This window comes from Acidovorax sp. M14, from assembly GCF_049331375.1.
In the GTDB taxonomy this organism is placed as follows: domain Bacteria; phylum Pseudomonadota; class Gammaproteobacteria; order Burkholderiales; family Burkholderiaceae_C; genus Acidovorax.
Genome location: NZ_CP186263.1, coordinates 339,398 through 351,917, shown reverse-complemented (window position 1 = coordinate 351,917; position 12,520 = coordinate 339,398). Strand labels below are relative to the sequence as shown.

The 12,520-nt window shown below is 66.3% G+C and carries 12 protein-coding genes; 7 read left to right on the top strand and 5 right to left on the bottom strand.

Annotation, left to right across the window (positions count from 1 at the left end):
* Positions 1–14: 14 nt before the first annotated feature.
* Both ACOYR4_RS01650 and ACOYR4_RS01645 read left to right on the top strand, forming a co-directional pair.
* A complete protein-coding gene (locus ACOYR4_RS01650) occupies positions 15–1,706 on the top strand; it encodes a GMC family oxidoreductase (protein WP_422848433.1) in 1,692 nt (563 codons plus the stop codon).
* A 14-nt stretch (positions 1,707–1,720) separates the two neighbouring features.
* Positions 1,721–2,071, top strand: coding sequence for an antibiotic biosynthesis monooxygenase family protein (locus tag ACOYR4_RS01645; RefSeq protein WP_422848432.1), 351 nt, complete (start codon positions 1,721–1,723; stop codon positions 2,069–2,071).
* Between the two features lie 36 nt (positions 2,072–2,107).
* Here the strand turns inward: ACOYR4_RS01645 and ACOYR4_RS01640 are convergent, their stop codons facing one another.
* Positions 2,108–2,437: a hypothetical protein gene (locus ACOYR4_RS01640; protein ID WP_422848431.1), complete on the bottom strand. Its 330-nt coding sequence runs from the start codon at positions 2,435–2,437 to the stop codon at positions 2,108–2,110.
* A gap of 78 nt (positions 2,438–2,515) precedes the next feature.
* On the bottom strand, positions 2,516–3,868 hold the full coding sequence (locus ACOYR4_RS01635) for an ammonium transporter (protein ID WP_422848430.1): 1,353 nt from the start codon (positions 3,866–3,868) through the stop codon (positions 2,516–2,518).
* 519 nt (positions 3,869–4,387) lie between these two features.
* On the opposite strand from ACOYR4_RS01635, the gene ACOYR4_RS01630 reads away from it, so the two are divergent.
* From ACOYR4_RS01630 to ACOYR4_RS01610, 5 genes are all read left to right on the top strand, one after another.
* The gene (locus ACOYR4_RS01630; protein ID WP_015012153.1) at positions 4,388–5,146 is read left to right on the top strand and encodes a sulfite exporter TauE/SafE family protein; all 759 of its coding nucleotides are present in this window, start codon (positions 4,388–4,390) and stop codon (positions 5,144–5,146) included.
* Positions 5,147–5,407: 261 nt separating this feature from the next.
* A complete protein-coding gene (locus tag ACOYR4_RS01625) occupies positions 5,408–6,172 on the top strand; it encodes an ABC transporter substrate-binding protein (protein ID WP_422848429.1) in 765 nt (254 codons plus the stop codon).
* Between the two features lie 130 nt (positions 6,173–6,302).
* Positions 6,303–7,085 carry an amino acid ABC transporter permease gene (locus tag ACOYR4_RS01620; protein ID WP_422848428.1) on the top strand — a complete coding sequence of 261 codons (783 nt, stop codon included), beginning with the start codon at positions 6,303–6,305 and terminating at the stop codon, positions 7,083–7,085.
* Complete coding sequence (locus ACOYR4_RS01615) at positions 7,082–7,834, top strand: amino acid ABC transporter ATP-binding protein (RefSeq protein ID WP_422848427.1); 753 nt, start codon at positions 7,082–7,084, stop codon at positions 7,832–7,834. The genes ACOYR4_RS01620 and ACOYR4_RS01615 overlap by 4 nt, the downstream gene beginning before the upstream one ends.
* A gap of 79 nt (positions 7,835–7,913) precedes the next feature.
* The gene (locus tag ACOYR4_RS01610) at positions 7,914–8,801 is read left to right on the top strand and encodes a DMT family transporter (RefSeq protein ID WP_422848426.1); all 888 of its coding nucleotides are present in this window, start codon (positions 7,914–7,916) and stop codon (positions 8,799–8,801) included.
* 84 nt (positions 8,802–8,885) lie between these two features.
* Here ACOYR4_RS01610 and mrdA read toward each other — a convergent pair whose 3' ends face one another.
* The 3 genes from mrdA to mreC form a co-directional block, all read right to left on the bottom strand.
* Positions 8,886–10,826 carry a penicillin-binding protein 2 gene (gene mrdA / locus ACOYR4_RS01605; protein WP_060986582.1) on the bottom strand — a complete coding sequence of 647 codons (1,941 nt, stop codon included), beginning with the start codon at positions 10,824–10,826 and terminating at the stop codon, positions 8,886–8,888.
* A gap of 81 nt (positions 10,827–10,907) precedes the next feature.
* Entirely contained in the window at positions 10,908–11,426 is a 519-nt protein-coding gene (gene mreD / locus ACOYR4_RS01600; RefSeq protein WP_015012147.1) for a rod shape-determining protein MreD, read from the bottom strand.
* Positions 11,427–11,469: 43 nt separating this feature from the next.
* A complete protein-coding gene (gene mreC / locus ACOYR4_RS01595; RefSeq protein WP_060986583.1) occupies positions 11,470–12,393 on the bottom strand; it encodes a rod shape-determining protein MreC in 924 nt (307 codons plus the stop codon).
* Positions 12,394–12,520 lie beyond the last annotated feature (127 nt).

The window sequence follows — 12,520 nt, the reverse complement described above, 5'->3', positions numbered from 1 at the left end:
CCGCCCCCTTCTCCATGAGCGACACCACGTTTGACACCATCATCATCGGCGGGGGCACGGCCGGCTCCCTGCTAGCCAACCGCCTGAGCGCCGACGGCCGCCACCGCGTGCTGCTGATCGAAGCGGGCCGCAAGGACGACTACCACTGGATCCACATCCCCGTGGGCTATCTGTACTGCATTGGCAACCCGCGCACCGACTGGCTCTACAACACCGAACCCGACGCGGGCCTGAACGGCCGCATCCTGCGCTACCCGCGCGGCAAGACGCTGGGCGGCTGCAGCAGCATCAACGGCATGATCTACATGCGTGGCCAGGCCCGCGACTACGACCAGTGGGCCGAACTGACGGGCGACGCCAGCTGGCGCTGGGACAACGCCTTGCCCTACTTCCGCCGCCACGAAGACCACTGGCGCCTGGACCAGCCCGGGGGTGTGAACGAAAATTTCAAACGCCTGCACGGCAACAAGTCCACCGGCAGCACGGGCGAGTGGCGGGTGGAAAAACAACGCCTGCGCTGGGATGTGCTCGACGCCTTTGCCCACGCCGCGCAGCAGGCCGGCATCCCGGCCACCGACGACTTCAACAGCGGCAGCAACGAAGGCGTGGGTTACTTCGAAGTCAACCAGAAAAGCGGCTGGCGCTGGAACACCGCCAAGGCTTTTTTGCGCCCCACCTGCTACGGCAGGCCCAACTTCGAGATGTGGACCAGCGCGCAGGCGTCCAAGCTCATCCTCGAAACCCAGCCCGATGGCAGCCAGCGCTGCACCGGCGTGCTGGTGTGGGACGGCCACGAGATGGTCACGGCCCGCGCCACAGGCGAGGTGATCCTGAGTGCAGGTGCCGTCAACTCGCCCCAGCTGCTGCAGCTGTCGGGCATCGGCCCCGCCGCGCTGCTGCGCCAGCACGGCGTGGAGGTGAAGGTGGACCTGCCCGGCGTGGGTGCCAATCTGCAGGACCACCTGCAGATCCGCGCGGTGTACAAGGTGCAGGGCGTGCAGACGCTCAACACCATGGCCAACTCGCTGGTGGGCAAGGCCAAGATCGGGCTTGAGTACGCGCTCAAACGCAGCGGGCCCATGAGCATGGCGCCCTCGCAGCTGGGCGCGTTCACCCGCAGCAGCCCTGACCAGCCCTACCCGAACATCGAATACCACGTGCAGCCCCTGTCGCTCGATGCGTTTGGCGAGCCGCTGCACAGCTTCCCCGCCTTCACGGCCAGCGTGTGCAACCTCAACCCCACGAGCCGGGGCACGGTCAACATCAAGAGCGCCGACTTCAAGGCCGCCCCCGCCATTGCGCCCAACTACCTCAGCACGCCCGAAGACCGCCAAGTGGCGGCCGACAGCCTGCGCGTCACGCGCCGCATCGTGGCCCAGCCTGCGCTGGCCAAGTACCAGCCGCAGGAGTGGAAGCCCGGCGTGCAGTTTGAAAGCGACGAAGACCTGGCGCGCCTGGCGGGCGACATTGCCACCACCATCTTCCACCCCGTGGGCACCACGAAGATGGGCCGCGACGGCGACCCGATGGCCGTGCTGGATGCGCAACTGCGCGTGCGCGATGGGCGTGGTGGTGTGGTGGCCGGCCTGCGCGTGGTGGATGCGGGCGCCATGCCCACCATCACCAGCGGCAACACCAACTCGCCCACACTGATGATGGCGGAGAAGGCGGCGGAGTGGATCATTCAGGCCCGGCAGGCGGCGTGAGTACCATCGCGCCGATGTATTCCTCCACCTTCATCTTTGCGGCCAAGCAGTTCGACGACGCCTTTCACCGGCTGGACGAAGCCATCGCTACCGCCGCCCGCTCCATCGACGGCTACCTGGGCGAGGAGTCGTGGACGGACACCGATAACGGCCTGGTCTCCAACGTGTATTACTGGCAGTCGCTGGAGGCGCTGCAAACGCTGATGCAGCACCCTGCGCACCTGAAGGCCAAGGCCGCGCAAGCGCAGTGGCTCAATGGCTACCAGGTGGTGATTGCGCAGGTGCTGCGCACCTATGGTGACAACCGGCTGACTGGGCTGCTGCCCACGGCCGGGCTGTTCACGCAGGGCACTGCGCCCCACTGATTTTTTCAAGCCACAGCGCAGAAGCCGCTTGGCAGGTCAGCGGATGCCGCCCACGTAGCGCGGCACTTCGGGGGCAGGCTCTGGGTGCGGTGCAGGGCGCGCACGCACTGTCTGCGCCGCTGCATCCAACAGCGGTCGGCGCTGGGCGGAAGGGGGCGCTGCGTGCAGGGCATGCTCCAGGCGGTCGGCCCATTCGGCAAGATCGGGCGCGTTGTCTTCGGTGGCGCGCTGGCGCGCAAACCGCACGATCTCCTGCGCGTAGTCCGCGTTGGCCGCCATCCATTCGGTATCGGTCACGCGCCCTGTCTTGCGCCGCAACAGCACATGCAGGTGGGCGGCAATCGCCAGCTTGTCGGAATCGGACATGTTCGGCTCCTTACTGCATTGGGGTCATCCATCGGACTGCATTCGCTGGCCCGCACATCACAGGACGCGGCAAAGCATTCAGCCGCCCAGGCGCTCACGGTGCTGGGCAATATCCAGCCCAGTCTGCTCGCTTTGCTCGTCCACCCGCAGTCCCATCGCAAAGTTGACGACCCACAGCAGCGCGGCCGTCACCACCAGGCAGTAGGCCGCCACCGCGCCCACGCCGATGGCCTGGGTCAGCAAGCTGCCCGCAGCGCCCCCGACGGTCTTGCTGGCCAGCACGCCCGTCAGCAGCGACCCCAAGATGCCCCCAACGCCGTGCACGCCAAACACATCGAGCGAGTCGTCCACCCGCAGCAGCCGCTTGAGCCCCGTGGCGCCCCAGTAGCAGGCCAGCCCGGCCACCAGACCAATCACGACGGCCGAGCGCAGCGTGACAAATCCGGCGGCGGGTGTGATGGCCACCAGCCCCGCCACCAGGCCAGAGCACAGCCCCAGCAGCGATGGGCGCCCGCGCACCACCCACTCACCCAGCATCCACGACAGCGCCCCGGCTGCAGCGGCCAGGTGCGTCACCGCCATGGCCAGCCCGGCGCGTCCATCGGCCGCCACTGCAGAGCCTGCGTTAAAGCCAAACCAGCCCACCCATAGCATGCCCGCGCCCGCCATGGTGAGCCCCAGGTTGTAGGGTTCAAACGGCTCGCGCCCGTACCCCGTGCGGCGGCCCAGAAACCAGGCACACACCAACCCCGCCACGCCCGCATTCACGTGCACCACCGAGCCGCCCGCAAAGTCCAGCGCGCCCATCTGTGCCAGCCAGCCCCCGGGCTCCCACACCCAGTGCGCCACGGGCGCGTACACCACCAGCGTCCACAGCCCAATGAAGACCAGCATGGCCGAGAACCGCATGCGCTCCACAAACGCCCCCACCAGCAGCGCGGCCGTGATGATGGCGAAGGTCAGCTGGAACATCGCATAGACCGACTCTGGAATCAGCGGCGCAATGTGGCTCACGGCCAGCTTGCCGGCCTCCAGCTGAAAGTCGAGCCCGGCAAAGCCGGCGCGGTCCCAGCCCCCCAGCCAGGCGGTGCCCGGTGTGAAAGCCAGTGAGTACCCCGCCGCAAACCACAGCAGGCTGACCAGCCCCGCAATGGCCACCACGCAGGCCATGGTGTTGAGCACGTTCTTCCTGCGCACCATGCCTGCGTAAAACAGCGCAATGCCCGGCAGCGTCATCAGCAGCACCAGGGCGGTGGAGGTCATCATCCAGCCAGTGTGGGCCGCACTCACCGTGTCCTGGGCCACCAGGGCGGGGCGTGTGAGGGGCGCCACGACCGCAGGAACCTCTGGCACGCCCTGGGCCAGCGCGCAGGTGCACAGCCCCAGACACAACGACACGACCGCAAACACCCGGTGGTTCACTGCACGCATGCACGCTCCCTTTCGCAATTTGTTACAAGCGCATTGCACGAGCCATGCCAGCCGGTTGCCACCGAATCGGGGCACAGAACGCCCACCGAGAGCCATCCGGCGCCCAACAACGGGGGGCGGGAAACCCCCAATGCACCAGCAGGGTGCAGCCGTTACAGTCACGGCACTCGAAAGCGCGCTTCGGTGTGCCAAGCGAGGGGCCCGAGGAGACAACCTTTCTACCAAGAACCACATTCAAAACACCCAACGAGGTGTGAACCCTTTCAGGCGCTGGCGATCCCAGCGCCTTTTTCTTGCCTGCTAGGGATGGCCTGCATAACCCTCGCGAGTCGGTGGTAGTGCGGATCGGGATGGGCCGCAAGGCGCCTTTTCACAGCCAATAGCCCGGCTATTGGCAAGAAAAGCAACGCAGCGGACCGCGCGACGCCGCGCTATCACCGACCGCAGGGAGTTATGCATGCCATCCCTAGATCCTGAGCGGTCCTGAATCGATAGCAGGCCCGGTGCGACAATCCTGCGATGGAATGGATTTTGATGACCCTGGCCTCGCTGCTCGCGGGTTTTGTGGATGCGATCGTGGGAGGCGGTGGACTGGTGATGGTGCCCGCGCTGTTTGCGGCTTTTCCGGGCGCGCCCCCGGCCACGCTGCTGGGCACCAACAAGGCGGCCTCGGTCTGGGGCACGGCCATGGCCACCTGGCAATACAGCCGCAAGGTGCAGATCCGCTGGTCGGCCATGCTGCCGGCCGCAGCCGCCGGTTTTGCCGGGTCGTTTGTGGGCGCCTGGGCCGTCACCGTGGTGTCGGCCGACTTCCTGCGCAAGCTGCTGCCCCTGGTGCTGCTGGGCGTGCTGCTCTACACCCTGGCCAAGAAGGAGCTGGGGCGGCACCACACCCCCCGGTTTGCGGGCCGGGCCGAGGTGATCGCCGCCTGCCTGATTGGTGTGCTCATCGGCTTTTATGACGGGTTCTTTGGCCCCGGCACGGGCAGCTTTTTCGTGTTCTTGTTCGTGCGGCTGCTGGGCTACGACTTTCTCAATGCGTCTGCGTCGGCCAAGCTGCTCAACTGCGCCACCAACATCGCCGCCATTGCGCTGTTTGCCGCCAAGGGCCATGTGTGGTGGCACTTTGCCGTGACGCTGGCCGTGGCCAACGTGCTGGGCAGCCTGCTGGGCACGCACATGGCGCTCAAGCATGGCACCGGCTTTGTGCGGGGCATTTTCATTGTGGTGGTGAGCACGCTGATCCTGAAGACGGGGTACGACGCCTTCTTGCGGTAGGCCGGCTCTTCACGCACCAGGTGTCGCTTGCCAGGGTGGCACCCAACTTGCAACGCGCTGCACGGCCTACCACCAGGGCGCTCCGAGGTCATCGGGGTTGCCCTGCATGGCCCGGATGTGAACGCGCGTCCTATAATTTCTGCACGTTTCCGTTTGATGACGAGGCCCATCGCCAATGGCGATGTTCGCATCCACCCGCTCCGGCCTGCCTACCCGCAGGCCGGATTTTTTGTACCTGAACCACCCCCACAGGAACTTGTCATGCAATTTTTCAAGTCTGCCGTTGTCACCGCCGTGGCGCTGTGCGCTGCCCTCGCCGTCCAGGCCCGCACGCTGGATGAAATCAAGAAAGACGGCAAGATCATCGTGGCCACCGAGGGCCAGTTCGCCCCCTTCAACTACTTCGAAGGCACCAAGCTGACGGGTTTTGAAGTGGAAGTGGCGGAGCTGGTGGTCAAGAAGATGGGCCTGAAGCTCGAATGGAAGACCCTGGGCTTTGACGCCCTGCTGACCGGACTGGGCCAGAACCGCTGGGACGCCGTGATTGCCTCGCACGGCGTGACCGACGAGCGCTCCAAGGCCGTGACCTTTGCCAACCCCCACTACTGCTCGGGCGGCATCATCGTGGCCATGGACGACAAGATCCGCAACGCCAAGGACCTGACCGGCAAGATCGTAGCCGTGCAGACCGGCACCAGCTACCTGGAGCAGGTCAAGAAGGTCAGCGGCGTGAAGGAGGTGAAGAACTTCCCGCAAGACACCGACGCCCAGCGCGCCCTGATCTCCAAGCGCGTGGACGCCTGGGTGAGCGACAAGTTCGTGGCCAAGGAAGCCGCGGCCAAGAACGCCAAGGCCGGCTTCAAGCTGGGCGACATGCTGTTCATCGAGCGCATCGCCCCCGCCATGGCCAAGGGCAACACCGGCCTGGCCGATGCCTGGAACAAGGCGTTCACCGAAGTGCTGGCCGATGGCAGCTACGCCGCCGTCTCCAAGAAGTATTTCAACGAAGACGTGCGCTGCAACTGATGTAAAAACGCGTCACGGGGTGCGCAGAGGGCCCAGGCCTGCTGCGCACCCTTTGCCGTTTCTGGTGGCGGGTGCATGATCGCCCCGCCCCAGTCCGATTTCCAACCAAGACCGTATGGTCGTCTGATCCATGCTTCTCGCTCTTTGGCCACAAGGCTGGTCCCGACAGCAGCGCAGCAATGCCACGCTGGTCGCTGCACTGGTCGTGATGGTGCTGGCCCTCTCGCTGCTGGGCCAATTGCTGTCGTTCTTTCCCGACCCCATCGGCCCCAACGCCCAGGCGTTCTCTGAAGGTGCGCGCACCACGCTGTGGCTCACGCTGGTCAGCGGGGCCGTGGGCCTGGTGCTGGGCACGGCCGCGGCGCTGGCCCGCACGGCCCGCTGGACGCCCGTGCGCTGGGTGGCCGGCATCTACATATGGGCCATTCGCGGCACGCCGCTTCTGGTGCAAATTCTGTTTGTGTACTTTGCGCTGCCGGTGCTGGTGCCGGGGCTGAACCTGCCCGACTTTGCCGCTGCCGTGGTGGCCCTGGGGCTGAACGTGGGCGCGTACAACGCCGAGGCACTGCGCGCGGGCCTGCTGGCCGTGCCACGCGGCCAGACCGAGGCCGCCCGGGCGCTGGGCCTGGGCCGCATGCATGTATTCCTGGACGTGGTGTTCCCGCAGGCGTTCAAGATCTCGCTGCCGCCGCTGGTGAGCAACTTTGTGGCGCTGCTCAAGGACTCGTCGCTGGCCTATGCCATTGGTGTGGTGGAGCTGACCAACGTGGGCAACCGCATCCAGTCGGCCACCTTCCAGCCCATTGCCACGCTGACCACGGTGGCCATCACCTACCTGCTGCTGACCACGCTGGTCACGCAGATCTCCAATGCTGTCGAGTACCGCTTTGACGTGGAGGGCCGCAACCAATGAACTCCACCGTTCAACCCAAGCCCTACATCGTGGCCGAGCGGGTGTGCAAGTCGTTTGGCGCGCACCAGGTGCTCAAGGACGTGTCCACCGTGTTCCACACCGGCGAGGTCACGGTGATCATTGGCGCCTCGGGCTCGGGCAAGAGCACGCTGCTGCGCGCCATCAATCGGCTGGAGCCCCACGACAGCGGGCGCATCACCATTGACGGCGTGGAGGTGAGCGACGACCACGCCACCCTGCAGCGCCAGCGCTGCGAGGTGGGCATGGTGTTCCAGCAGTTCAACCTGTTCGGCCACATGAGCGTGCTGGACAACGTGACGCTGGCGCCCCGCCGTATTCGCAAAACACCGCGCCCGCAGGCCAACGACGAAGCCATGCAGCTGCTGCGCCGTGTGGGCATGCAGGACCACGCACACAAGTACCCCTGGCAACTGTCGGGCGGGCAACAGCAGCGGGTGGCCATTGCCCGCGCGCTGGCCATGCAACCCAAGGTGATGCTGTTTGACGAGCCCACCTCGGCGCTGGACCCCGAGATGGTCAAGGAAGTGCTGGACGTGATGCGCGGCCTGGCCCGTGGCGGCATGACCATGATCGTGGTCACCCACGAAATGGGCTTTGCGCGCGAGGTGGCCGACCGGGTGATGTTCTTCGACCAGGGCCGCATCGCGCACGATGCGCCGCCGCAGGAGTTCTTCAGCAACCCGGCCAATGACCGCATCCGCGCGTTCCTGGGCCAGGTCAGCCACTGATCAGCATCCGCGCTGCACTGCAAAGGCCGCCCGGGCAACCGGCGGCCCTTTTTTCTTTTGGGTATTGAGGAATTTGTCGATGCGTACTGAACGCTGGGGCCTGATGGCCCTGCTGGCCGTGACCGTGGTGTGGGGCACCACCTTCCCGGCGATGAAACTGCTCTCGGCGCACCTAGACGCGCTGCACATCATCTGGCTGCGCTTCGTGATTGCGCTGCTGGTGCTGGCACCGCTGTGGCGCGGCATGCTGCGCCATGAGCGGCGCTGGGGCTGTGCTTTAGGGCTGCTGCTGTTCCTGGCCTTCTGGCTGCAGATCGAGGGCCTCGCGCGCACCAGCAGCAACCGCAACGCGTTTGTGACCGGCCTGAACGTGCTGGTGGTGCCGCTGATTGCCATGGCGGCGCTGGGGCGTCGCTATGGCTGGCGCCTGTGGGCCGCCTGTGGGATGGCGCTGGCAGGCATGGCACTGATGTTCCACGAGAACGAGCCCTGGAACCTGGGCGATACGCTGACGCTGGCCAGCACCGTGTTCTATGCGCTGTACATCCTGGCGCTGGAAGAATGCGCGCGCCGCACGGCCGCACAGCCCCTGCGCGCCACCCGCATGGCCGCCGCCCAGGCCACGGTGATGGCCCTGGCCTCCACCGCGCTGCTGCTGGTGCAAAGCGGCAACATGGACTGGCTGCGCGCTGCGGCCCACCTGCCGGTGGACGCCCTGCTGGCCTTGCTGTACCTGGGCCTGCTGGCCAGCGTGGTGGTGGTGACGCTGCAGGCCTGGGGCCAGCAGCGGGTGGACGCCATGCGCAGCGCCATCGTGTTCGGGCTGGAGCCGGTGTTTGCCGCGCTCACGGCGTGGGTGTTGCTGGGCGAGCAGCTGGGCTGGGCCGGGCTGAGCGGGGCGGCGCTGATTGTGGCGGCCTTGGTGTTCAGCCAGCTCCAGCCTTCACCACGCGCCGCCGGTGCTTAGGGCCCCTCTGCAAGCAAAAACAGCCGGTAGCGCTAGTGGATATTGCGCTAACAGCTATTATTTTGATAGCAATCTAGCGACTGATCATGGCGCCACCAGCGGCACCTCGCTAGCCTTGCGGGGCTTGCCGATGGGCGCACTGGCCTGGCCCTTTTGTACGGCGGCAATGTCTTCTTCGCTGGGGTATTCGCCCATCAGCCAGTAGTCAAACACGCGCCGCGCAATCGGGGCCGCATGGGCGGCGCCAAAGCCGGCATTCTCCACAATGGCCGCCAGGGCGATGGTGGGGTTTTCGGCCGGTGCGAACGCGGCGAACAGCGAGTGGTCGCGCTGGTGCTCTTCGAGCGCCTTGGCGTTGTACTTCACGTTCTGGCCCAGGCTCACGGCCTGGGCGGTGCCCGTCTTGCCCGCCGAGGTGTAGGGCGCGCCCATGAACACCCGCGTGCCCGTGCCGCCCTTGTTCACGGCCACCAGGGCATTGCGCACCAGTTCCACGTTCTTGGGCAGGTAGCCCAGGTTGACGCCGGGGGGCTGCACGATTTCGGTGATCGCGCCAGTGACCGAGTTCTTCACCGCCTTGGCCATGTGCGGGCGGTAGCGGATGCCGCCGTTGGCCAGCGTGGCCTCGGCCAGCGCCAGCTGCAGCATGGTGAAGTTGTTGTAGCCCTGGCCAATGCCCAACGACACGGTTTCGCCCGGGAACCAGCGCTTCATGTCGGCACGCTTATAGGTGTTGCGCTTCCACTCGGTGCTGGGCAGCGTGCCCCGCACTTCGCCGTTGAGGTCGATGCCCGTGGACTGGCCGAAACCCAGCGGCTTCATGAAGTCGTGGATCGCATCCACGCCCATGTCCACGGCCAGCGAATAAAAGTAGGTGTTGCTGGAGAACTGGATGGCGCGGTGCATGTCCACACCGCCCAGGCCGCCCTCGTGGCTGCGGAAGGTGTGACCGCCAAAGGTGTAGAAGCCGGGGTCGTTCACCACCAGGCTGGGCGAGCGCTTGTTCAGCTGCAGGGCCGCCAGCGCCATGAAGGGCTTGTAGGTGGAGCCGGGCGGGTAGGTGCCGCGCAGGGCGCGGTTGAGCAGCGGCTTGTCGATGGACTCGTTGAGTGCGGCCCAGTTTTCGGCGTCAATGCCTTCAACGAACAGGTTGGGGTCGAAGGTGGGCTTGCTCACCAGCGCCAGGATCTCGCCATTGCGCGGGTCGATGGCCACCAGTGCGCCCCGGCGGGTGCCATACAGGTCTTCGATGAGTTTTTGCAGCTTGATGTCGATGGACAGCATCACGCTGTCGCCCGGGGTGGCCGCGTGGCTGGAGAGCTTGCGCACGGCACGCCCACCCGCCGAGGTTTCCATCTGCTCCACGCCCGTGGCGCCATGCAAGGCCGACTCGAAGCTGTGCTCGATGCCCAGCTTGCCGATGTACTCCGTGCCCCGGTAGTTGGCCTCGTCTTCCGAGTCCTGGATGCGCGCCTTCTCGGTCTGGTTGATGCGGCCGATGTAGCCGATGGCATGGCTGGCCACATCGCCCAGCGGGTAGTTGCGGAACAGCCGCGCCTTGATGTCCACGCCCGGAAAGCGGTAGCGCTGGGCGGTGAAACGCGCCACCTCCTGATCCGTCAGGCGGGTGCGGATGGGCAGGGATTCGAAGTTGCGCGACTCTTCCATGAGCCGCTTGAAGCGGCGGCGATCGCGCGCCTGGATGTCCACCACCTTGGACAGGGCGTCGATGGTCTCGTCCAGCACCCCCGCGCGCGAGGGCGTGATCTCCAGCGTGTAAGCCGAGTAGTTGGTGGCCAGCACCACGCCATTGCGGTCCAGGATGAGCCCCCGGTTGGGCACGATGGGCACCACGGCCGTGCGGTTGCTTTCGGCCTGGGCTGCCAGGTCCTCATGGCGCACCACCTGCAGGTACACCAGACGCGCCGCCACCAGGCAGAACGCCGCCATCACCACCAGGCCCACCACCACGGCGCGGACCCGGAACCGCGAGGCGTCGGCTTCGCTGCTGCGCACCTCGGTCATGCGTGAACTCCCGGGCGCCACACCAGCGCCAGGGGCGCAGCACAGCATAACGACGCGAAGCAGCTCATACGGTGCGTCATGTCACAAAGGCCGGTTCTGGTCGCTGTCAGGCGGACGGCGCTGGGGCGCCAGCAGCACCCAGCTGGCCAGGGGCCACAGCAGCGCCTCCAGGAACGGGGCCAGAAAGCTCCAGAACCCCGGGAAAATTCCGCCAGCCGCCATGCGCAGCATCAACTCGATGGCATGGGCAATCGCAAACAACGGAAACACCTGCAGCGCCTGCGACGGTACGCTGAACCACAGCAAACGGCGGTGGATGGCGATGGCGCCGAACGACAGCACGGTGTAGGACAGCGCGTGCTGCCCCAGCAACGCAGACTGGCTCACGTCCATGCACAGGCCCAGCACAAACGCTGCCCCCATGCCAATGCGCAAGGGCTGATGCACACCCCAGAACACCAGCAGCACCATCAGCAGATCGGGCATCCACACCACTCGGCCCAGCGGCAGCATATTGATGGCCAGGCCCGCAGCCAGACTGGCCCAGATGAACACCGGGTTAACCGGCATCAACAGGGGCTCACCCCGCGGCATGATCATCGCGGGCCTCCTTGTATCGGTGTCATCAGGGTGAGGCAGAGGCTCATTTGCGGCCTCCGCGTTTGGTCGCAGGCGCGGCCGGGGCCGCATCCGGGCGGGGCAATTCGTTGTCGCCCAGCGGCTTGAGCACCACCACGTGGCGCGCGCCCTGCACCTGGGCCAGTGGCGCGCAGTAGATGCGCGCAAAGGCAGAGTCGGCCCGGCGCTCCACCTTCACCACGCGTGCCACGGGCAGGCCGGGGGCGTACAAGCCATCCACGCCGCTCGTGGTCAGCAGGTCGTCTTCGCGGATGTCAGCATTGGCGGGCATGAAGCGCAGCTCCATGCCGCCACCATGGCCCGCCACCGGGTCGCCGTAGGCCACGCCCCGCACGCCGGTGCGGATGTTCAACACCGGGATCGCCTGATCACGGTCCACCAGCAGCGTGACTTCGCTGACCAGCGGGAACACGCGGGTCACCTGGCCCAGTACGCCGGCCTCGTCCATCACGGGAGCGCCCAGTTCCACGCCGCCCAGTTGCCCCCGGTCCAGCACCACACGGCGCGTGTAGGGGTCGGCGGTGTCGTAGATCACCTCGGCCGCCTGCGCGGGGGTCTGGAGCCGGTCGCGCAGCTCCAGCAGTTTGCGCAGCCGCTGGTTTTCCATGGCCAGCTGGTCGGCCTGGTTGGCGCGCTGGCCCATCACGGTCATCTTCTTGCGGGCAGCGTCCAGGTCTTCCTGCGCGGTTTGCAGCGACTGGAAATAACTGCGCCCGTGGCTCGCAAATTCCACCGGCTGCAGCATGAGCCACTGCACCGGGTACAGCACCGTAGCCACAGCTTGGCGGAAGGGGCCGGTGATCTGAAAGCGTGCGTCGGCCACCATGAGGAACAGTGCCAGCGCGCTGAACACGGCCAAACGCGACAGGGCCGAAGGGCCCTGTTTGAAGAAAGGGGGAGCGCTGCGCTCCAGAGTACCCAGGGGCATGGTGCGCAGCGGTCAGTGTCTGCCGCGGGGAGCGGGCTCCACGGGCGGGTGCTCAGAAACAAGCATTGGAGCAGAGGCAGTCATGCAATTCGGAGCGCAAAAAAAGTGCCTGCAGCATACAGGCCTG